General features: G+C 45.6%; 18 protein-coding genes. 15 read left to right on the plus strand and 3 right to left on the minus strand.

The window, feature by feature from the left end:
- Window positions 1–44: 44 nt before the first annotated feature.
- Entirely contained in the window at window positions 45–272 is a 228-nt protein-coding gene (locus KNQ02_RS12435) for a sulfurtransferase TusA family protein (protein WP_029332503.1), read from the plus strand.
- 53 nt (window positions 273–325) lie between these two features.
- Window positions 326–1,102, plus strand: a complete 777-nt coding sequence (locus KNQ02_RS12440; protein WP_029332504.1) for a sulfite exporter TauE/SafE family protein — start codon at window positions 326–328, stop codon at window positions 1,100–1,102.
- Window positions 1,103–1,161: 59 nt separating this feature from the next.
- On the opposite strand, the gene KNQ02_RS12445 is transcribed toward KNQ02_RS12440, so the two are convergent.
- Window positions 1,162–1,545: a DUF302 domain-containing protein gene (locus KNQ02_RS12445; RefSeq protein WP_088836183.1), complete on the minus strand. Its 384-nt coding sequence runs from the start codon at window positions 1,543–1,545 to the stop codon at window positions 1,162–1,164.
- 184 nt (window positions 1,546–1,729) lie between these two features.
- On the opposite strand from KNQ02_RS12445, the gene msrB reads away from it, so the two are divergent.
- From msrB to KNQ02_RS12465, 4 genes are all read left to right on the plus strand, one after another.
- Complete coding sequence (gene msrB, locus KNQ02_RS12450; protein WP_214770416.1) at window positions 1,730–2,830, plus strand: peptide-methionine (R)-S-oxide reductase MsrB; 1,101 nt, start codon at window positions 1,730–1,732, stop codon at window positions 2,828–2,830.
- 195 nt (window positions 2,831–3,025) lie between these two features.
- Window positions 3,026–5,902, plus strand: a complete 2,877-nt coding sequence (locus KNQ02_RS12455) for a S8 family peptidase (RefSeq protein ID WP_214803513.1) — start codon at window positions 3,026–3,028, stop codon at window positions 5,900–5,902.
- A 153-nt stretch (window positions 5,903–6,055) separates the two neighbouring features.
- On the plus strand, window positions 6,056–8,596 hold the full coding sequence (locus KNQ02_RS12460) for an ATP-binding protein (protein WP_214808728.1): 2,541 nt from the start codon (window positions 6,056–6,058) through the stop codon (window positions 8,594–8,596).
- Window positions 8,597–9,215: 619 nt separating this feature from the next.
- Complete coding sequence (locus tag KNQ02_RS12465) at window positions 9,216–10,742, plus strand: diguanylate cyclase domain-containing protein (protein WP_371816428.1); 1,527 nt, start codon at window positions 9,216–9,218, stop codon at window positions 10,740–10,742.
- Between the two features lie 41 nt (window positions 10,743–10,783).
- Here the strand turns inward: KNQ02_RS12465 and KNQ02_RS12470 are convergent, their stop codons facing one another.
- Window positions 10,784–11,416, minus strand: a complete 633-nt coding sequence (locus KNQ02_RS12470) for a FusB/FusC family EF-G-binding protein (protein ID WP_214770424.1) — start codon at window positions 11,414–11,416, stop codon at window positions 10,784–10,786.
- Window positions 11,417–11,530: 114 nt separating this feature from the next.
- Here KNQ02_RS12470 and KNQ02_RS12475 point away from each other — a divergent pair, with 114 nt between their 5' ends.
- The 3 genes from KNQ02_RS12475 to KNQ02_RS12485 all read left to right on the plus strand — a co-directional run bounded on the left by KNQ02_RS12475 (window position 11,531) and on the right by KNQ02_RS12485 (window position 13,276).
- Complete coding sequence (locus tag KNQ02_RS12475; RefSeq protein WP_214770427.1) at window positions 11,531–12,259, plus strand: hypothetical protein; 729 nt, start codon at window positions 11,531–11,533, stop codon at window positions 12,257–12,259.
- A gap of 81 nt (window positions 12,260–12,340) precedes the next feature.
- Window positions 12,341–12,790: a YflT domain-containing protein gene (locus KNQ02_RS12480; protein WP_214767247.1), complete on the plus strand. Its 450-nt coding sequence runs from the start codon at window positions 12,341–12,343 to the stop codon at window positions 12,788–12,790.
- 36 nt (window positions 12,791–12,826) lie between these two features.
- The gene (locus KNQ02_RS12485; RefSeq protein WP_088838409.1) at window positions 12,827–13,276 is read left to right on the plus strand and encodes a universal stress protein; all 450 of its coding nucleotides are present in this window, start codon (window positions 12,827–12,829) and stop codon (window positions 13,274–13,276) included.
- Window positions 13,277–13,337: 61 nt separating this feature from the next.
- Here KNQ02_RS12485 and KNQ02_RS12490 read toward each other — a convergent pair whose 3' ends face one another.
- The gene (locus KNQ02_RS12490) at window positions 13,338–13,532 is read right to left on the minus strand and encodes a hypothetical protein (protein WP_088836190.1); all 195 of its coding nucleotides are present in this window, start codon (window positions 13,530–13,532) and stop codon (window positions 13,338–13,340) included.
- A gap of 150 nt (window positions 13,533–13,682) precedes the next feature.
- On the opposite strand from KNQ02_RS12490, the gene KNQ02_RS12495 reads away from it, so the two are divergent.
- From KNQ02_RS12495 to KNQ02_RS12520, 6 genes are all read left to right on the plus strand, one after another.
- Window positions 13,683–14,126: a MarR family winged helix-turn-helix transcriptional regulator gene (locus KNQ02_RS12495; RefSeq protein WP_029332515.1), complete on the plus strand. Its 444-nt coding sequence runs from the start codon at window positions 13,683–13,685 to the stop codon at window positions 14,124–14,126.
- Between the two features lie 39 nt (window positions 14,127–14,165).
- Entirely contained in the window at window positions 14,166–16,835 is a 2,670-nt protein-coding gene (locus tag KNQ02_RS12500) for an MMPL family transporter (protein ID WP_214770429.1), read from the plus strand.
- Between the two features lie 74 nt (window positions 16,836–16,909).
- A complete protein-coding gene (locus KNQ02_RS12505; protein ID WP_214808731.1) occupies window positions 16,910–17,761 on the plus strand; it encodes an MBL fold metallo-hydrolase in 852 nt (283 codons plus the stop codon).
- A 354-nt stretch (window positions 17,762–18,115) separates the two neighbouring features.
- Window positions 18,116–18,820, plus strand: a complete 705-nt coding sequence (locus tag KNQ02_RS12510; RefSeq protein ID WP_214808734.1) for a hypothetical protein — start codon at window positions 18,116–18,118, stop codon at window positions 18,818–18,820.
- 106 nt (window positions 18,821–18,926) lie between these two features.
- Window positions 18,927–20,087 carry an ROK family transcriptional regulator gene (locus KNQ02_RS12515; protein ID WP_214767239.1) on the plus strand — a complete coding sequence of 387 codons (1,161 nt, stop codon included), beginning with the start codon at window positions 18,927–18,929 and terminating at the stop codon, window positions 20,085–20,087.
- Window positions 20,088–20,655: 568 nt separating this feature from the next.
- Window positions 20,656–21,138 (plus strand): hypothetical protein, encoded by a 483-nt coding sequence (locus KNQ02_RS12520; RefSeq protein WP_029332520.1) that lies wholly within the window; start codon window positions 20,656–20,658, stop codon window positions 21,136–21,138.
- The last annotated feature ends 1 nt before the right edge of the window (window position 21,139 follow it).

The following is a 21,139-nucleotide window of genomic DNA, read 5'->3' on the forward strand; positions in this document are numbered from 1 at the left end:
CGAAAACTAAACTAAAGCAAGCAACTATTAGGAGGAATTCATCAATGAAATCAGAACTCGTACTCGACGCAAAAGGACTTGCATGTCCAATGCCGATCGTCAAAACAAAAAAAGCAATCGCAGGACTTGAATCAGGACAAATTTTAGAAGTACATGCAACGGATAAAGGTGCTAAAAATGATTTACAAGCTTGGGCAAACTCAGGCGGTCATGAGCTCGTTAAACACGAAGAAGAAGCGAGTGTATTGAAATTCTGGATTCAAAAAGGGTAATTCAAGTTTAAGGGGGCTGCTGACAGTCCCCTTTTTTTAAAGGAGTGATCCACATGGAAATCGGTTTTATTATTACCATCTTCTTAATCGGTTTCGTCGGTTCGTACATCTCCGGGATGTTAGGAATTGGCGGATCGATCATCAAGTATCCGATGTTACTTTATATTCCACCGTTGCTCGGATTTGCGGCGTTCTCTGCTCATGAGGTCGCAGGAATCAGTGCCATTCAAGTATTTTTTGCGACGATTGGCGGGGTCTGGGCGTATCGTAAAGGTGGTTACCTGAACAAATCGTTAATCATCAACATGGGTGGAGCGATTTTGATTGGGAGCTTCATCGGCGCATATGGCTCGAACGTCTTAGCGGAAGATACAATCAATCTCGTCTACGGCATATTAGCGTTAACAGCTGCTGTCATGATGTTCGTTCCGAAAAAAGGGCTCGATGACATTCCGCTCGATCAAGTGAAGTTCAATAAAGGTATCGCAGCAAGTGCTGCCTTCATCGTCGGGATTGGTGCTGGAATCGTCGGTGCTGCCGGAGCTTTCTTACTTGTTCCAATCATGCTTGTCATCTTAAAAATTCCAACACGGATGACGATCGCTTCGTCCCTCGCGATTACGTTCATTTCTTCGATTGGCGCGACCGTCGGTAAAATCACGACGGGGCAAGTCGATTGGGGTCCTGCAGCGATCATGGTTGTTGCCAGTCTGATTGCGGCGCCACTCGGAGCAATCGCCGGGAAAAAGATGAATACTAAAATCCTGCAAGTGACCCTTGCCGTCTTGATTCTCGCGACAGCAATCAAGATTTGGCTTGATATTTTATAAGCAGACAAAAAACGAGCCGGTATCGTCAAAAGACGAAACCGACTCGTTTTTTTACGTACTTATTTGCTTGCGTCGATGACGTGAAGCAATTGATCTTCGACTTCTTTTGCGACCTGTTTTAATTGTTCATCTTCAACGAGCGCAATCAGTGCTGTCGGACGTGGCATGCCGATTTTCGTTTGTCCATTCTCCGTAAAGACAGCCAGTTTACAAGGTAGGAAGTAACCCGCACGTCGTTCAGCTGACAGGACGCGGTGTGCTTCTTTCGGGTTACAGACTTCGAGAATATGATACTCGCCTTCAAAGTCGAGTCCCTTTTCATCTAATTTTCCTGCTAAATCGAATTCCCAAAGGACACCAAATGAAACTTTTTGGAGCTCCTCTTTCAAACGTGTGATGGTTTTTTCTGTTGAGTGTTCAGTCGTAACTGTATAATCAAACATCGATACCCCTCCTGGTGTTTAGTCTTAAAGCTATTCCCTACTTTTTCATTAAATAATCATTCAGCATCAGATGTGCAATTTTGAGGCACGGTCAACGACAAACTATGTGAAATCAAGGTACATTAGAAAAAAGACATCTAACCATTCACCCGGAACGTATGCTTTAAAAAGGAGGCGAAGGGAGATGAAGAAGCGAATGTTGACGATTCTATCCGTCGTTGCATTACTTGCCATCATGATTGGCGGGTATTTTGTTTTCCAGCAGCAACAGGCGAAGTCGAGCGGAAGTAAAGAACTGACCTATGCGAAAGAGGAGACGGCGATTTTAGCAGGGGGCTGTTTTTGGTGTATGGAACCGCCATTTGAGGAATTGAAGGGCGTGAAGTCCGTCATCTCGGGTTATACCGGCGGTGACGTTGAAAACCCGACCTACAATCAAGTGTCTGCTGAGACGACCGGTCACCGGGAAGCCGTTTTGATTACGTTTGACCCGACTGTCATTTCGTACAAACAGTTACTCGATGTCTACTGGCGCCAAATCGATCCAACCGATCCGAACGGTCAATTCGTCGATCAAGGCGAGTCGTATACGACAGCGATTTTTTATACAAACGATGACCAAAAGCAAATCGCTGAACAGTCAAAACAAGACCTGGCAGACCGCGGCATCTTTGACGACAAAATCGTCACACCTTTGATTGAGTCCGGTCCTTTTTATGAGGCGGAGGCATATCATCAGGACTACTACTTGAAGAGCGAGAAAAAGTATAAGTTTTACCGTGCCGCTTCCGGGCGAGATGAGTTCATCGACCGCTACTGGACCGATCAACCGAAACTCGATTTACCGAAGTATGACAAGTTAACGGATGCTCAAAAGAAAGCAAAATTGACCGATATTCAGTATAAAGTTACGCAAGAAGACGGGACCGAACCTGCCTTTGACAATCCCTATCACGACTTAAAAGCGGACGGGATTTACGTCGATCTGATTTCTGGTGAACCGCTCTTCTCATCAAAAGATAAGTACGACTCGAAAACAGGATGGCCCAGTTTCAGTCAACCACTCGAGCCTGGGAATATCATTGAAAAAAGTGATTTTGCCCTCGGGATGAAGCGGATGGAAGTCCGGAGTCGTCATGGCAACGCCCATCTCGGTCACGTCTTTAACGATGGTCCTGAGCCGACCGGTCTTCGGTACTGCATGAACTCGGCAGCTCTACAGTTCATTGCGAAGGAAGATTTAGAAAAAGAGGGGTACGGTCAGTATCTGTCTGAATTTAAATAACATATGCGCCCCATCCTTTCGTTCGAAAGGGTGGGGTTTCTTCTGAAAAAAAGCAGGGGGACCAAGTCGTTCGGTCAAGTGAATATTTTTCCTTTCGAAATTGTAAGGTAATATAACGAAAAAATTATCATATTTATCCAAATATTGTTTATACTTGAGAAAAGCACGATTTATTTTTCTTAAGGAGGAACAGTGGTGAAGAAGTTGACGATTTGGCTCATGTTGAGCTGCCTCATTCTGACACTTGGAGTGGGACCTTTCGCTATGAAAACGATAGCGGCAGACGAAATAGGACAGGCAATCGGATTAAAAGCAGGACAAGAAACGGTCCTCGAAACGGGGACGAACGACAAAAATACATATTGGTATAAAGTCGAACAGCAAGCAGGAATCGAAAAAACAGCATCGCACTTCGAATTATCAATTGATACGGATCAATCGATCGAAGTGACCGCCTATCCGAGTGAAGAAATGGCAGCGAAAGATGAAACATTCGATCGTTACCGGAGCTACGCTGAACCTAATGAAAAAGAAGCCATGAAACTGGCGGTTCCCTACGCTTGGGATGGCCCGTATTATATAAAAGTCGATTACTATCCGAATATCGAGGAAGGCAAAACGACGAAAGCGGCACACGTTAAACTGACATACAATGATGTCAAACTGGCAGTCGAGTACGAACCAATCAGTGATATTAGCTGTGCAGCGGAAGAAGCGTTGAAGCAAAAGACTGAAGAAAAGCCGATGCTTGCGTTGATGCACGCGATTCAAAAACAAGTGTTGAGTCAATCGGAGCAAGGACGTAGCTTAACGTCGCTGTATTACAAAGCGTCACCCTACGTCGTCAAAGCGATTTTATTTAATAAAGATAAGCGAACACAAGCAGCAGAAGACTTGAAGACGTTGAAACCAGCGATGACGGCGCTCGTCAATGGAACGACGTATACATTATCAAAAGCCGATCAGCAGGCAGTCAATCGTCTGTTTGAATTAACACGTGACGCGTCACCAGAAATCATCGCGAATGAAATCAATCAGTATGCGAAAAAAATGGAAATTTCAACGCTCGGTGGAAGCACGCTGAGTGAAACATTCCGTTCACTCGGAATGACGATTCAATCAGAAGAAAAAACACGGTTCATCGTTAAATTAAAACCGGGTCAGATGAATCGGTCGATGAAGATCGCTGGAACTCCAGCGACAGATGTTGAGCGTTTATCGCTTGGTAAAGCGGGCGACTTCGTCATTGTCACGGAAGATCCGACAGTCAAAAGTCAAACCGCGACGGCATTGAAACAGTCACTCAGCCGGTCTTCTGCCGTCGAGTATGTCGAGAAAATTCAGACGTACCGCGCAACAGGGGACATCAACTATGACTACCAGTGGGCGTTAAATAAAAATGCGATCGTCGAACAGTTACCGGATGTCGGTATCGGTTTTGAACAATTCGTCGCCAGTCCAATCAGCAAAACACTGACTCCGGTGACGATTGCTGTCATCGATACAGGAGTCGATTACCGCCTGAAAGATTTACAAGGAAAAGTCGACATCGCGAACGAAAAAAACTATGTCGATGTCAATGGAAAAGGAGATGCCCTTGACGACAATGGTCACGGGACACACGTCTCAGGCGTCATCGCGGCAGCACTCGAAAATGAATACGGCATTCGCGGAATTCACCAATCTGCTAAAATCCTCCCGATTAAAGTATTGAATGCGAATGGGGAAGGCGAAACAGATGCCATCGCACTCGGAATTAAATATGCTGTCGATCACGGAGCAAAAGTCATCAACATGAGCCTCGGTGGCGGCGAGAGTCGAACGATGGCTTACATGATGAAGTACGCAGCGGACAACGGCGTCACAGTCGTCGCGGCGTCAGGGAATGAATATGACAGTTACATCGGGTTCCCGGCGAACTCGGAGTATGCCATTTCAGTTGGAGCAACGAATCCACTCGGGATGGTCGCTGACTATTCGAACTACGGTTTCGGGCTTGACGTCGTAGCACCAGGATCAAAAATCGCAAGTCTCGTCCCGGACGGTAACACCGTCTACATGGATGGAACGAGTATGGCAACACCACACGTTGCGGCAGTCGCCGGCATCTTGGCGTCACTCGACGGGACACTGAAACCAAAAGAAATCGAAAACATCTTACGAACAAGTGCAGAACCACTCGCCTTCGAAAATCCGAATGATTGGTACGAGGATGATGAAGAGGACATGGAAGACGAGTATCCGCCTGGTAAAGCGCCAGAAAAACTTCCGGCCTACGTCAGTCCGGTATCCGGTTACGGGAAAATCAATATTTTGCGTGCCATCTCACAATTGCATTTACAAGGAAAAGTCAAACCGGTCTATGACAATCAACTCGTTGTCAGCGGGACTGTTAAGACGGGCACAAAAGTAGAAGTCTGGTCAACAAAACGTTTAGCTTCGACGGTAGCAAAAGCTGGTACGTTCTCCGTTCAAATTCCACGCCAAGCAAAAGAAACAGTCTTGACGATTCGTTATGTGAATGGAACGGATGTTACATCTGAGCGGACGGAAGTATTGCCTGGTAAAGCACCTGCTGCACCGAAAGTGAATCCTGTACTCGCAGGCGCGACGAAAGTGACAGGAACAGCCAGTGCAAGTGGAAAAATCGTCATGAAGGACGCTAAGAATAAGACGATTGCCACAAGCATGGTGGATGCGAAAGGTAAGTTCAGCGTCAAAGTACCAAAACAAACAGCTGGAGCACGCCTCAGCGTGACGGTGCTTGATATCGCAAAACGTTCAAGTAAACCAACTGTCGTAACGGTTTTGGCACCACCTGCGGCACCAAAAGTCAAAGCCATCACTAGTAGTCAGACGAAACTGTCTGGGACAGGTGAGAAAAAAACACGCGTCTACGTACAAAATGCGAAAAAGAAAGTCATCGCTAAAGGAACCGTCACGTCAAAAGGAACGTTCTCTGTAAAAATCGCGAAACAAAAAGCAGGAACGAAACTTTCCGTTTATCTTGTCAACGCGCATAAACAGACAAGTGTAAAGACGTCGATCACGGTCAAAAAAGCGAAAAAATAATCTGTTTAACAGACCTTCTCCAGTCATCTGGAGGAGGTTTTTTTGTAGTCGATTATTTTTAAGGTATTTTTCGGTAGATTATGCTATTTTTAAGTAACTGAAACCATTTTAAAAAAGGCATCATCCCTGAGTGGGTGGTGAGGAGGATATTCTATGATCAAGTGGATTCGGAGACGAATCGGACGCCAGTTGCTAGCGGTGTTTTATGTAGTATTGCTATTAGTATCGGTGACATCATTTTTTGTTTATGACTACATGGAAACACGAATTGAATCGTCCCGAAGTGATCTTGAGACGATTAGTGAGAAAAATAGACGGGCTGATACGCTTTGGGACAATTGGCAGACCGTCCAATTTGGGTTACGCGGATTCGTGATTTTTGGAGATCAGGAACGATTTGATGAGATTGAAGCCTTACGGACTGAAATCAAAAGTGAGACGGATTGGTTTGGACGCAGAGCAGAAACGGATCAAGAAGAAGAATTCGCTGCTCAAATGTTGAACTTGTATGATTTATATTACGGGGCATTGTTCCCGCTGACGCAATCATACGTAACGGAGAAAAAAGCAAATCGCATCAATGAAGATTTTTTACAAGGTGATAGTTTGTTTTCGTTACCAATCGCGCAACGTCTCGTCGAGCAAGGTCAAATCAAACCAACGGCAGACGGATCGATTGATATCACCCCAGACATCGAAAAAGCATCATCGGCACTGGAAGAATACCGTGATACGTTGCAGCAACAACAAGAAGCTGCCGTTTTAAAATTACGGACTGAAGTCGCGAATACACAATGGATTTGGATTTCAAGTATTTTTGTTTTAATCAGTTTCATTCTATTGTTCGTTCATCCGTTCATTCGTCGGATGACAAAACAGTTATTCCGCTTAATTGACGACAATCAAAAATTGACGCGAAGTGAACCGATTGAAATAGATGAGGTGGCACAACAACGTCCGGATGAAATCGGTCTACTCCGGGCCTCATTCAATCAAATGGCGCTGACGACGAACGCACATAAAGATGAGATGCAGGGGAAAAATGAAGAGTTGCAAGCGCAAAGTGAAGAATTGCTTGCACAACAAGAAGAATTGCAAGCACAGCAAGAAGAATTAGAGGAAGCCTACCAGGCAACGAAACAAAATGAAGAAAAATTAAAGCTCAGAAGTGAACTGACAGAAGCCTTAGCCATTCGAGAAACGATGGAAGCCTATCCGTCAATCATCCAGAAAATGATTGATATCACGTCTTCAGAGTACGGAGCGCTTCTTCTTTATGAAGCAGGCATGTACATCGGTGCAACGACGAATGGCATGAAACAAAGTCACCTGGAAGCCTTACGAACTGACGATACGTCCGTGTTAAGTCGGATGCTGTTAGGTAAAAAGATCGTTCAATCTGAAAAACGTGTCGACCGAACAGCGGACATTCCGTACAGCTTTAGTACACACGAAGTGGCACTACCTATCTATAATCCGGCAAGTGGTCAGTTGATGGCGGCAGTTTATTTAGTCCGGTACAAGTCGCCTTACAAAAAGCAACAGTTACTTGATATGCGCGATTTCTCCCAACAAATGACGCTCTCTCTGTTACGGACACGTTCGTATGAAGAGATGAAACAAGAAAAGAAAAAAACGGAACAAGTTTTAGACTCGATTCGTGAGGCCATCATCTATCTAGAAGACGGAAATGACGAACTGTATGTCAACCGTCCGCTGTTTGACCTGATTCCGGAATTACAATCGGAGTTCACGAGTGACCGGACCTTATCATCCGGGTCCTATGTGATTGAAGTGATGCGAAGTGTAGTCGACGATCGTGACGTATTTGATGAGTATGTCACTTTAATTCGCTCAGGCATCGTTCCTCCGGATAAGTTTCAGTTCGATGTGCGAAACAATACAGCACACCTCGAAGTGTATGCGGAACGGATTGATATTGAAGGCGGATGGAAAGGTGTCATTCTTGTCATTCGTGATATTACCCGGGAAACAGAGGCGGATCGCCTGAAAACAGAACTCGTGTCAACGGTCTCCCATGAGTTACGAACACCGCTTTCATCCATTTATGGATTTACGGAGTTGATGTTGAACCGTGAAATCGATGTCATGAAGCAAAAAAAATATTTAGCAACGATTCATGACGAAACAGGTCGTTTGTCAAACTTAGTGACAGACTTCTTAGACGTTCAACGGATGCAATCAGGGGCGCAGCTCTATCAAAAGACGACACTTCATTTGTACACTGTCGCGAAACAAGTCGTCGAAATTTATGAGACGTCGAGTGTACGCCACTCGATTCGACTACGCCTCTTAAATAAGGAATTGCCAGCCATTCATGCTGACGAAGATCGTATTAAACAGCTCTTAAGTAATTTAATTAATAATGCAATCAAATATTCACCGGATGGTGGAGAAATTGACGTCGTTCTGGACTTGGATGATGAGAATGTCATCATTCATGTCATTGACGAAGGGATCGGCATACCGCCTCATGCGTTTGCTCATCTGTTTGATAAATTTTATCGCGTAGACAATTCCGATACGCGTCGTATCGGTGGAACGGGACTCGGGTTATCAATCTGTAAAGAAATCGTCAAGGAACATGATGGAACGATCCACGTTGAATCTGAAGAAGGCGAAGGCAGTACATTTACGATTCTACTTCCATTGTCTAGCGTACTTCCATCTTAAAAATACACTAAAATGCTTGCTCGTTCATTCGAGCAAGCATTTCAGCGTGTAGAAAAACTATTAAAAAGCGTAAACATACGGTATCGAGAGGCAATCCGTTCACGCTTGCCTGTCTCGCCTCGTCTTCAAAGCGGCAATCGGTCACGCCGCTACAGCAAAGCTGCTGGGTCGCTTACGATTGCTTTTCGCTTTAAAAGCGAGTCAAGACGGATTGCGCTCTAAACCGTCTGCATGCCCGGCTTTCCGTCACGGTGTTACCTAAAAAGCGTCACATTTCGTTGACTCCTACGGGAAAAGTGCGTTTTTAACGCACTTTCAGAGGCAGCCAAGACCCTGCTCGTTGTCCGTGAGGACTAAGGAGCAACGGCTTGCGCCTCGCCCGAGGAAAGCAACGAAAAAAGATGCTTCGTCTCTCGATAGCACTTTGTCTACAGTTTAAAATGCTTGCTCGTTCATTCGAGCAAGCATTTTTTAGGGTCGACCAAACCAAATACTTCGATAGGCGGAATAGAGGAAAATAAAAAACTTTTTGAATATAATAAGAAAAGAAGGTTAAAAATATATTGTTTTGACCGATAGATGATAGGACATTAGAACTATTTGAAGGGAGGAGGACGAAGTGAGACAAAAATTAATTTATATTTTGATAATTGCTTGGATTTTGAGTCATTTTAGCTGGTTAGGCATTGTAGGAACGTCCTCCGATCTCGCACGAATCGGTAATAGTCTATTTACGACGGGTGGTGCTGTTTTATCTTCTGCAATGCTCCTACTGGCGATTTATAAACATCCCACTCGTCCCTTTACGCAACGACTATTTTCCCTGTTGCTCTTAGGAAATATCGCTTTGATTGCAGGTGAAGTAGGTCAATTGGTTTTGCAAATTCAGCGGGCTGAACGCTTTGGACCATTCGACTGGATTGACTTTGTCTTCAGCTTGCAGATTATCTTTTATTTGATTGCGTTTTGTTACTTTTTATTCAATCGCCGCACTCAAATCAATCTGCGATTTTTCTTATTCGATGAATTAATTATTCTGATCGTTGCAGGATCGATATCTTGGCACTATATGATTACACCCTATTTAGAAAATGTGACCGGATTTGACTTAGAAACCTTGCTGTTGATTCGCTATCCGCTAGGTGATTTTTTACTCCTTGGAGGAATGATCATCTTATTCTTTGGCGTGATGAAACGAGGCAACAGTAGATCGTTGTTGCTCGTCTTATTAGGTTTTCACTTACAACTATTAGCCGATCTTCTGTACGTCGTGTTGTATCGGGCGGACTTCCCGGTGTCCGCCATGTGGCTCGATCCAGTTTGGCTCGCGACAACGTTGACAGTAGGGGGAGCCGCGATTTTATTTGATGCAGATGAGCGGTCTGTCGATTTCATGTTAAATCGTCGCGTGCTGGATTGGGTACGCTTAGTGACGCCTTATATTTTCTTGTTGATTTTATTTATCACAATGGCGCGCCAAGCCGTCACCTTTAACGGGTTGACCATCGGGCTGATGATTGCGACACCTTTGTTGATTTCGCGACAAATTCGTATTGTCATGGATAATCACCGGCTTCGGGAAAACTTGGAGGCGAAAGTCGACCAGCGGACGGCGGACTTGGAGCGAGCGCTCGAAGAAATGGAGCATATGGCTTATCACGATGCATTGACGAATTTGCCGAACCGGTATTTGTTTGCCCGTCTCTTTAAAGAAGAGCTGCGTCGCGCAGAAATACACGAACGGTTAGCCGCTCTGTATTTTATTGATGTGGATCACTTCAAACAAATCAATGACACCTATGGTCACCAAATCGGCGATCAACTCATCATCGATATTGCCAGCCGTCTTGAGAAAAAATTACCACACAACACTGTCATTTCCCGTCAAGGCGGTGATGAATTCGTTGTCCTTTTATTTGACGTGAAAGAAACGAACGTGATTGAGGAGTGTGGACAATTACTCGTACAATTGTTTGAACGCCCCTTTATTCTTCAAGACACACCGGTCTGCATGACAGCGAGCATCGGGTGCGCAATCTATCCGACACATGCGACGTCACGGACGACGTTGATTGAACAAGCGGATATTGCGATGTATGAAGCGAAACGGCGCGGGAAAAATCAATTCTATTTACAAGCTGATTAAAAAGCGAAGCCTCCCGAAAACAGGGTGCTTCGCTTTTGCTGTTATTTAGCATTTGCTAAGAATTTTTCAAGATCAGAAATCGCTGTGATGGAAGTGTTACATCGGTCGCTATCGATGCATAAGTAGTTCCCGACAGCACGATAGTGATCAGCTGATTTATTTGTTCGAACCGAGACGAGCGCGACCTCATTGTTTGTTTTACAGAGGCTGCAAATTCCGTGCTGAATGTTTGGTAAATAGGTGCTCTCGAGTCCGATCCACGTCCCGTCGAGCGGATAAACAAAAAATTTCTTTTTGTTGCTCGTATCATTCCAGCTCAAATACGTCGTCATTGAAAAATCAATCGTATCGAGTGGAGGAAGATGGAGTTTTTTTACCTTTGGAAAAAGTGCCTGGATTTCAGCGGGGATGATCGTCGGAAATGGTTCGACGAACGGTTGGATTTGATCGAGATACGTGAACAGCTGTTGCTCTGAAGCTTGATTCCGGATCGTCATCAAAAGTTCCTCTTGTTCCGGGGACAGAATGGGAATGATGTCGAAAATTTTTGTCGTCGCGCTGTATAAAACGGCATCACGGACATCGGGGTCATTCACGGTCGTTAATTGTTGAAGTAATAACTCAATTTGATTCCGGATGAAATTATATTGGTGGGGCTTGATGAATGGTTGCATATGATCAACGCTCCTTTATCTTTCCATCGTACCTGAATCCGTTTCTTGAAGACAGTTTTTTTGTTTTCGAGCATGTCGCGTCGGGAAAAGACTAGGTAAGGAGGTGGACGCGAGATGTTGACACTGACGGGACTTCGTTTACTCAATTTTTTATCGTTTTTATTCGTTTTATTTGCCCGTGTCGTGTGGTATAAGATGACGACCGAGTTACCGTTAGCAATCATGCCGGCACCATTCGTTGATGCTGTCGTCGGTGTTCTGTATACGACACTCCTGATTTGGTGCATCCGTCCAGTCCGATCTTATCCGGCAGATCGAACGTTGATACTTGATATAAGTGGATGGTTCAGTTTGACGATGATTGGACTCGGAGTAAGTTCGATTGTAGGTCCGCCGTGGGAACTCGTGTTGATGACAGTGTCTTTCATAAGTCTTTGTCTCATCTATTCAAAAATTCAACAGCATCCGAACCGTTCACCTTGGATGCGCTCGCCTTTTTCCGTCTTTCTAGCCTGGTCGAGCGTCCAAATCTTAATTTTACCGTTTCGGATTTTACGTGATTTCCGGTTTGAGGAACTGTTTGGTTTAAGTGTCTCGCTTTGGACGAGTATCATGCTGATTGTTTTTGCCGGTGGTGTACTAGTATTCAGCTGGTTCCATTCGGATTGGGTGTTTGGTGTAGTGATGATTTGGTTTTATAGTGGGCTGTTCTTTAACGATCGTCTCACTTTAACACAGGAATGGATTACCGTTATTGCGACGGTGGCAGTCGCAATCGTCACAGTAGTGGTCTTTCGGAGACGACAAAAGGTTTTTTCAGAACAAAAAACACCAGTTTCTTGAAACAAACCGACAGTTTGAATCATTGCTTTTCGTTTTTTCGGGTATATCCCTTATAGAAGTTAAAAAGGGGGACACAGTCAAATGGGGAAAAAACAATTTATCGGAACGTATGAAAATGAAACCGAATTGATTCGGGATATTGAAGATTTACATTTTAAAGGGTATCTTGAGGAAGATTTATACGTCGTCTTACAGGATAAAACCGATATGGCGATGTTGCGGGGACAGTCAGCAGCACAACTCGTCACGGGTAAACGGACATTGTTCGAGCGTTTTACTGGAAAGCCGGCGACAGAAGATGAAATCCGAACGGCATTTACGTCGCTTGGTCTAGCGGACGAGGAAATCGAACGTCATGTCGTCGGTGTCCGGCATGGTGCTTACGTCTTGTTCGCGGATCGAGAAGGTGCGGAGCGACCGACACCGTCACCTAAAAGTATTCTTGAGACGGAGCCGGAAGGCATCGAAGCAGAACGGAAACTCGATCATGAAAACAGAGCATTGGAGAACGAAAACAACGATAAATTATGAGTGTTGCCTTTGTTTGAGTGGAGAGGGTGAATCATGATGGACAGCCACTACCATACAATTCTGGTCGCAGTAGACGGATCAAAGACAGCAGACTTGGCATTCGATAAAGCGGTCCAGTTTGCAAAAATTGATCATGCAAAGCTCGTCATCACACATGTCATCGACATTCAGACATTCGCGAATGTCCGTGCCAACCAACGCTTCATTGACCAAAACGTGACAGAGTATGCACAAGAATTACTTGAACGATACGAAAAACAGGCACATCAAGCCGGGTTGGATGCAGTCGAGCTCGTCATCGAGACAGGGTCACCGAAGACGCTGATCCCGAAAGTCATTGCACCGCGTGTCGGGGCAGGACTGATTGTCTGTGGGGCTGTCGGCATGAACGCAATGGAACGGATCATGATTGGGAGTGTATCCGAAAACATTGCCCGTTATGCGAAATGCGACATTTATATCGTCCGTCCAAAAACGTTAAATTAATCAAAAAAGATAAGCAGTCTCTTAAAGGCAGTAGCTTAAGGGACCGCTTATCTTTTTTAGTTTACTTTGTCAGCAGGTAATAAAATACACCAAGCACGATTAAGATGACCGGTAGTAAAATCAAGTACATCCAAACCATGTTTTTAGCAGTTGTTTTGTTACTGTAGCTTTCTTCATTACGGCTACGTCCGACCATGAGTGTAAAAATAAGTCCAATGATACAAATCACAAGGGCGATCCAAAATAAAAGGGTCATCGTTCTTCCTCCTTTATCTAGCAAACATCAAGCTCTCTTTTATCATATCGAACATTGCTCGGGTCTGTCTGCCTAATTGTGACAGTTTGAAGTTGACGTCAGCTAGTTGAGGGGCTAAACTAACACTAACAGTTTAGGAGGTAAACTAAAATGAAAGACAATCTTCGGGAAGCCGTCCTTCTGTTTGAGGAAGTCATGATTCATGGGACGGAACGCGTATTAAAGTCCGTTGAATCTCCCGTGTGGCGTTTGTATTCTCCAGAGCAACTTCATTTATTGAAAATCGTCGGTAAATACGGACCGATTGCTTCGGGACGAATCGCCGTCATGCAAGGTGTCCATAAAAGCGCGATTTCAAACCGTCTGAAAAAGTTAAATGAAAAAGGACTCGTGGAAGTCGAACGGGCGGAAGATGATCATCGGACGAAACAAATCATTTTGACGCAAGCAGGACACGATGTCGTCGAGGAATCGAACCAGGCAATCTATCTCTATTTGGAACAATTGATTGACGGTAAGGTCGAGGACGATGAAATTCAACAGTTTATCGAAACGTTTAAAAAGGTTAAATCGATTTTAAAGATTGAAGATTAATCAGCAGAGAAAAATAGAACTAGAAGAGGTGGAGAAGGCATGCGACAAATCGTCAAGTGGCGCTGGCCGATCGTAATCGTCTTATTGATTGCGACAGTCGGTCTATTTTTAGCGGCACCGAACTTATCGAAACAAGCAGAGGATGCTGGAGCGATTCAGCTCGCAAGTGATGCAGATTCGCAGCGCGCAGCAGATATTTTACAGGCAGCTGGTGCAAGTGAAGAAACCATTTCGCTCGTCATCCCGTTAAAGGACAAGGTCTCAGCGTCTGACCGCACTGACATCGGTCAAATCGTGACGGATTTAGAAAAACTCGACAAACCTGTGACCGGTGTCCTTAATCCGTTTGAAAGTGAGGAAACGGAAGGACAACTTGTCTCAAAAGATAAAAAAACGGTGCTCGTTCCAATTACAGTGGACGGGTCACAAGAAGAAATTACAGCGCTCGCGGAAAAAATCCGGGCGGATGTCCTTCCGAACGACCGGACGATTTATCTGACAGGTGAATCGCTGATTAATGCAGACGTCAACAAAAGTTCGCAAGAAGGACTGAAACGGACGGAGTTAATTACTGTCGGTTTGATTTTTGGTTTATTGCTTATCGTCTTCCGTTCGATCGTCACACCGTTCGTTCCACTGCTTGCAGTCGGCGTAACCTACCTGATGAGCCAATCATTTGTGGCGTTTTTTGTTGATTGGTTCGGTTTCCCGGTCTCGAACTTCACACAAATCTTCCTCGTCGCGATCTTATTCGGGATTGGGACAGATTACTGTATCTTACTGTTAAGCCGCTACAAGGAAGAACTGACAGCTGGACATGACGTCGAAACGGCAATCGTCAACACGTATAAAACAGCGGGTCGGACATTGCTGATTAGTGGGATTGCCGTTCTCGTCGGTTTCTCGGCAATCGGATTCGCAGATTTCCCGATCTTTAAATCATCGGTTGCAGTAGCGGTCGGGATTGCCGTCTTACTGCTCGTCCTGTTTACACTCGTCCCATTCTTCATGGCGACGTTAAAAGAAAAATTATTCTGGCCGTCGAAAAGTGCAGCGAGTCACCGTGATAGTAAGTTATGGGCACGTTACGGCGGATTATCGATTCGCCGTCCATTGCTCGCGATGGCAATCGTCGCCGTCATTACAGTCCCGACGCTCTTTACGTATGATGACGATCTTTCATTCAATACAGTCGATGAGATTGGAGAAAAATACGAAACCGTCAAAGGGTTAAATGCGATTTCAGACGGATTTGGTGCGGGAGAATCGCTCCCCGTCAACGTCATCTTAAAGGACGATAAAGACATCGTGACAGAAGAAACACTTCCTTATGCGGAGCAGTTAAGTCGCGAGCTCGTCAAATTGGATGGTGTCAAATCCGTTCGGTCGATTTCAAGACCAACGGGTGAGGTCATCCCCGATTTATACGTCGACCGCCAACTCGCGCAAATTGCAGATGGGGTCAAAGATGCCAATACGGGTCTTGGTGAAGTCGGTCAAGGTTTAGAGGAAGTCGAAAAAAACCTTCAATCGATTAGTGGACAGCTTCCGGCTGGAGACGAAGCGACGGCTGGGGCGACACAATTGCAACAGGCAGCAGATGGTCTCGGTCAAATCAATCAACAGCTCGGCGCTGTCGGTCAAGGGCTGCAAACGACACAAAACATACCGCAAGCGGTCGGGACGTTGTCCGCTTTATCGGAACAATTGACGCAAATTGAAACCGGCATTGCGCAAGCGGCGACAGGAATTGAACAACAAGGTGCACAAGCTGGACAGCTCGGTGGTGGCTTGACGCAACTTGCGGACGGTGTCGGTTCGGCAAATGAAGGTCTTCAAAAAATCGAAGACGGTTTAACGGATGTAGCGGATATTCTGACTGAGATGGGCGATTCGAAAACGATTCGCGGGACCGGAATGTTTATTCCGAAAGAGACGTTAACGAATAAAGAGTTTGAACCGGTCATCGAACGATATGCAATTGATGACGAAACAGGATTGAAGTTTGAAGTCATCTTAAACGACGATCCCTATTCGCCAAAAGCGATCGAAACAGTCGCGGCGATTAAAAAAACGACTGCGAGTACGTTAAAAGATACGCCACTCGAAGAGGCAAAAGTTGCTTACGGTGGTATTTCAAGCATCAATAGTGACTTAAACGATACGTCAAAAGCGGACTTTTCGCGGACGGTCGCGATTATGATCGTGAGTCTGTTCATCGTCCTCGCAATCATGTTCCGTTCGTTCATCATGCCGCTGTTCATGATTGGTTCATTGTTACTGACGTACTATACGTCGGTCTCAATCGCAGAGTTGATCTTCGTCAACGGACTGGGGTATGACGGAATCAGTTGGGCGGTTCCATTCTTTGGCTTTGTCATGCTTGTCGCACTTGGCATCGACTATTCAATCTTCCTCCTTGATCGCTTCCGCGAAGAAACGATCAACGGACTTGAGACGAAAGAAGCGATGTACATCTCGATGAAAAAAATGGGCTCGGTCATCATTACGGCAGCGATCATCCTCGCCGGTACGTTCGGTGCGATGATGCCATCCGGTGTCCTCAGTCTCGTTCAAATCGCGACGATTGTCATCACGGGTCTTCTCTTGTATGGATTGATTGTCTTACCGCTCTTGATCCCGGCGATTACGGTTTCGTTCGGTTCAGGTGTCTGGTGGCCTTTCCGTCAAAAAGAAAATAAGAAGTAAAGGCATTGAACTGGTCCATCCGGGCGTCATCCGGATGGGCTTTTTCGTTATACTACAAGCAGGAGGCGATGAAGATGCAACAATTTAACCAATTGACGGATCGTGTATGGTATCAAACACCGGTCAGTGAAACGGATCGACCGATTTTAGGGCTGATCGTCGGAGCAAAACGTAGTTTGATGATTGACGCAGGAAACTCGAGCCGGCATGCAGCACTGTTTTTAGAAGAAGTGGAGCGACATGGCTTGAAAAAACCTGATTTACTGGCATTGACCCATTGGCACTGGGACCACATTTTCGGACTAAAAGAAATGAACCTTCCGGCGATGGCAACGAAGCGGACGGTCGCGCGAATTGAACAGATGCTAGATTATGACTGGACAGATGAAGAACTCGAAGCGCGGATCGAGCAGGGAATCGAGATACCATTTTGTGCCGATGCCATCAAGCTCGAGTTTGGTCCGACACGTGATATAGCAGTACAATTGCCAGATATTCAATTCGAGGGAGAACTTGTCGTCGACTTAGGGGATGTGCATTGTATTCTGCGCGAAGTCGAAAATGACCATTCACCCGGGAGTCTGCTTGTTTACATACCGGAAGAACGTGTCTTATTTTTAGGGGACGCGATGTATGCTGATATCTTTTCGGCGAAATGGAACTATACGGTCGAGCGAATGACGTTGTTACTCGATGCAATCGCGGAGTATGATGCGGCGTATTACGTCTGGTCGCACGGTGAGGCAATGCCCCGCGAAGCGTTCGAAAAAGAAGTCGCGATGTTACGTCAGGCGATGGATGTGACGGAGCGAGCAGGTGGGAAGATTTCAGAGGTGCGTCGATTATACAAAGAAACGGTCGACCGTGTGTTAACGACGGACGAAGAAGAAACGCTCGTCTTTTTTGCGAACGGGATGAAATCTTAAAGCAATCGATCGTCAGTTCGGAAGGAATTGATGCCGCAAAAGGCGAAACTGTTCAATATGAGAAAAATTGGATAGATGAGAAAGGGAGTTGTATAATGTATCCGGATAAAAATAATCGGAACGAAACAAGCGACCGTGTTTTTTTTGGTACGGGAAAATTCTTTTTCGTCTTTGTGATTGCGCTAGTGCTCTATGTTCTCTACGACTTGTATCTCCAATGAAAACAATCTGACGCGTCACCTTCCTGAAAAAATCGGGAGGTGATTTTTTGATTTTTAGGGGAGTGCAAAGAGACCAAATTTTGGGTAATAATCAGCATGAGACACTTACAGGTTTTTGCAGAGGAGGCACAACATGAAACGCATCCAGATTGCCGACTTTGATCGTCGTTTACCTGGGAGAGAGCTCCGGGAGACGACGCATTATTATGAAGTGGTTTTTATGAAAGATTACGAAGAAATGTATCCTTCAACACAAGTACGAACGATTCAATTGGCAGATATCTGTGTCAACTTAATCGTGATGCCGGAGCGGACGTATCTTGTCTCCGCGTTATTTTTGAAGCCGGTCGAAGTAACAGATGTCGTCGCCTGGATTCAACTGTACACGATTAGTTTTGCGACAGCTGATGACTCGGGTTATTATGTCGAACAGGCGGATGAAATTCTTGAAATCGTCCTGTATCAAGACCATCCGATTGTCATTGCGACACGAGGGGATGACCGCCTTTATTATGAGACGAAAGGAGCGATTGAAGTGCGCCGAGCCACCAATGAAGGAATTGGAAACAAACCATTGTTGTATTTGAACGGAGAAGCATGGTTCGGGGTCCCGCGACTTGAATTCAACCCGAAGCAAGACGAAATCCATGTCAATGGAACGTTTTTATTCGCTGATTATATGGACGTTTATCAAGGTCATGTCAGCTTTTTTCGGAAGACGGACCCAGAATTGCCCGCTGTGTTGCTAGTCGGGCAGGCCATTATTGAAATGGAGTTGACGGAAAAGCCAGACGGTAGCCGAATCCTCGTCATCGAGCAGCCATATGATGAAGCGTGAAACCTCGCCTCTTTCTCTTTCAAAATGAGTTAAAAAGGAGACAGTGAAATCCCTTACAAAATGTGCGAAGATAGGAAGGAGAAGGTTAGAGGGGATGAGGGGAAGCATGACTAAAGAGACACCACGTAATTCAAAATGGATGCGCTCCTACAATCGGGCACTTGTGTTACGCCTGATTCGAATGCATCAGCCAATTTCGAGGGTCGAACTTGCCCAGCGGACAAATTTGACGAAGCCGACGGTCTCGAACATCGTCAGTGAGTTGATTGCCGATGGTCTCGTGACGGAGCGGGAACTCGGAGTTTCGAATGGGGGACGCAAACCAATCATGCTTGAATTGGTTGCGACGGAACAATATGTCATCGGAATCGATGCGACGAGTCATCGTTTCATCGGTGTCATCGCCGACTTGAGTGGAAATACGATCCATGAAGTCGAATCGATCGGACACTTTGATACGAGTGACGATATGATTGATGCCGTCAGTCAACTGTGTGAAGAATTGATTGAAGCGACAAACGGTGTCGGGACGATTCATGGCATCGGGATTTCTGTCCACGGGATGGTTAATCCGGAAACAGGTGTCATCCTATTTGCCCCTCGGTTCCACCTTCATGATGTCGCACTAAAAAAACATTTAGAGGAACGATTTGCCTATCCAGTTTTCATCGAGAATGACGTGCGTGCGCTCGCTTCCTTCGAATTGTTATTTGGCGAGGGGGTTGGGGTCGATCAATTCTTTTACCTTTATGCAGGCGAAGGGATTGGAGGCGCCTATGTACTGGATGGAAAGTTGATTGATGGGGAAAACCACATCACGGGTGAAGTCGGACATATGCGACTTGATTTAGATGGACCCATCTGTTCTTGTGGCAATCGTGGTTGCCTTGAGGCATTGGCAGGCGAAAAGTCACTGTTGCGCGATTTTGAAGTCATTGATCCGCAAGTAAAAACCTTACTGGAACTGCGGAGTCGTTTAGTGGCAGGAGACGAACAAGCGGCGCGCGCCTATCATCGAGCAGGAGAGTATATCGGGATTGGTGTATTGAATACGATTCACTTGTTGAACCCGAAACGGATTTTACTAGGCGGCCCGATGTTTGAACGCGCACCGGGCATCGTCGAGCAGATTAAAGAACGGGTCGCGCATACGGCGCTGACAACAGCCTCGCGACAGACGGACGTGAAGATGGTGCCGTGGAGTGAAAAACAAGGGGCACTTAGTGCAGCTGCCTTAGCGACAAATAGTGTCTTTCAAACGATTTAAAGTATAAACTACTTCCATCGATATGACGGAAGTAGTTTTTTTGACTGTAGGCAAACTCTTATGAAGAGTGAAAATGCGATAACGAGAAGCAATCAGTTCGCGCTTCCCTTTCTCGCTTCATCTTCAAAGCGGCAATTGGACTAAAGCGATTCAAGACGGATTGCGATCCAAATCGTCTGCATGCCTGGATTTCTCTCACTGTATTACTTAAAAAGCGTCACGTTTCGTTGACTCCTACGGGAAAAAGTGCGTGTTTAACGCACTTTCAGAGGCAGGCAAGACCCTGCTCGTGTCCGTTAGGACCAAGGAGCAACGGCTTGCGCCTCGCCCGAGGAAAGCAACGAAAAAGACGCTTTGTCACGCCCTCAGTTATCAGGACTTCAAGCAATCTCGAGATAACCCCGAAAAATAATTTATGAAAACGTTTACAAATATAAAAGTCATATGCTATAGTCTTTTTAAAGATAGATAATAAATTTAATTTACTAAGTTCATGTGAACGGTGGAGGTGGATGCGGACTGGCGAAGACCAGTCGAGCTGAAACGGAAAGAAGGAGGCAACGCGCCGATGGAAACAAAAGATCCGTGGGTTTCCTATCGTGAAGCTTTTGGGCGTTACGGGGCCATCCGCGGCTTTTACTATGATCGTCAAACGCAGCGGATGACTGAACAACAACTAGGGGATGAACGGTCACCGGACCAAGACATCGTGCTCGTCCGTCCGCGACAAGATGGAGTTTTTCAATTCCGGATGTCATCCGTGCAAGGAGTATTGACAATCCGTTCCTCAGAACTGCATGTTCGAAAAAATGAGAGCGGATACATCGAATTACGCGCATTGATGCAACAAATGCGGACGGCAGGCTGCTTAACACTTGGCGGAGAGTTTTACTTATTTGTCGCTCGCGAAGTCGACACATTGGATTATCGGTTACGTTTGATTGCCCGCGTGTTGATTCGGCTACAGGGAATGCCGATCGACCAAACGGTGATGGAAGACTGGTGCAAACAAGCGAAACTGGAAGGTCAACACGGTCAAAAATACGCATGAT

It is taken from the genome of Exiguobacterium sp. s102 (assembly GCF_018618635.1).
Classification (GTDB): domain Bacteria; phylum Bacillota; class Bacilli; order Exiguobacteriales; family Exiguobacteriaceae; genus Exiguobacterium_A; species Exiguobacterium_A oxidotolerans.

Excerpts from the sequence above, each read along its gene's own strand:
- KNQ02_RS12435 (WP_029332503.1), top strand. The coding sequence starts at position 45 with ATGAAATCAGAACTCGTACTCGACGCAAAAGGACTTGCATGTCCAATG.
- KNQ02_RS12440 (WP_029332504.1), top strand. The coding sequence starts at position 326 with ATGGAAATCGGTTTTATTATTACCATCTTCTTAATCGGTTTCGTCGGT.
- KNQ02_RS12445 (WP_088836183.1), bottom strand. The coding sequence starts at position 1,545 with ATGTTTGATTATACAGTTACGACTGAACACTCAACAGAAAAAACCATC.
- msrB (WP_214770416.1), top strand. The coding sequence starts at position 1,730 with ATGAAGAAGCGAATGTTGACGATTCTATCCGTCGTTGCATTACTTGCC.
- KNQ02_RS12460 (WP_214808728.1), top strand. The coding sequence starts at position 6,056 with ATGATCAAGTGGATTCGGAGACGAATCGGACGCCAGTTGCTAGCGGTG.
- KNQ02_RS12470 (WP_214770424.1), bottom strand. The coding sequence starts at position 11,416 with ATGCAACCATTCATCAAGCCCCACCAATATAATTTCATCCGGAATCAA.
- KNQ02_RS12475 (WP_214770427.1), top strand. The coding sequence starts at position 11,531 with ATGTTGACACTGACGGGACTTCGTTTACTCAATTTTTTATCGTTTTTA.
- KNQ02_RS12480 (WP_214767247.1), top strand. The coding sequence starts at position 12,341 with ATGGGGAAAAAACAATTTATCGGAACGTATGAAAATGAAACCGAATTG.
- KNQ02_RS12485 (WP_088838409.1), top strand. The coding sequence starts at position 12,827 with ATGGACAGCCACTACCATACAATTCTGGTCGCAGTAGACGGATCAAAG.
- KNQ02_RS12490 (WP_088836190.1), bottom strand. The coding sequence starts at position 13,532 with ATGACCCTTTTATTTTGGATCGCCCTTGTGATTTGTATCATTGGACTT.
- KNQ02_RS12495 (WP_029332515.1), top strand. The coding sequence starts at position 13,683 with ATGAAAGACAATCTTCGGGAAGCCGTCCTTCTGTTTGAGGAAGTCATG.
- KNQ02_RS12500 (WP_214770429.1), top strand. The coding sequence starts at position 14,166 with ATGCGACAAATCGTCAAGTGGCGCTGGCCGATCGTAATCGTCTTATTG.
- KNQ02_RS12505 (WP_214808731.1), top strand. The coding sequence starts at position 16,910 with ATGCAACAATTTAACCAATTGACGGATCGTGTATGGTATCAAACACCG.
- KNQ02_RS12510 (WP_214808734.1), top strand. The coding sequence starts at position 18,116 with ATGAAACGCATCCAGATTGCCGACTTTGATCGTCGTTTACCTGGGAGA.
- KNQ02_RS12515 (WP_214767239.1), top strand. The coding sequence starts at position 18,927 with ATGACTAAAGAGACACCACGTAATTCAAAATGGATGCGCTCCTACAAT.
- KNQ02_RS12520 (WP_029332520.1), top strand. The coding sequence starts at position 20,656 with ATGGAAACAAAAGATCCGTGGGTTTCCTATCGTGAAGCTTTTGGGCGT.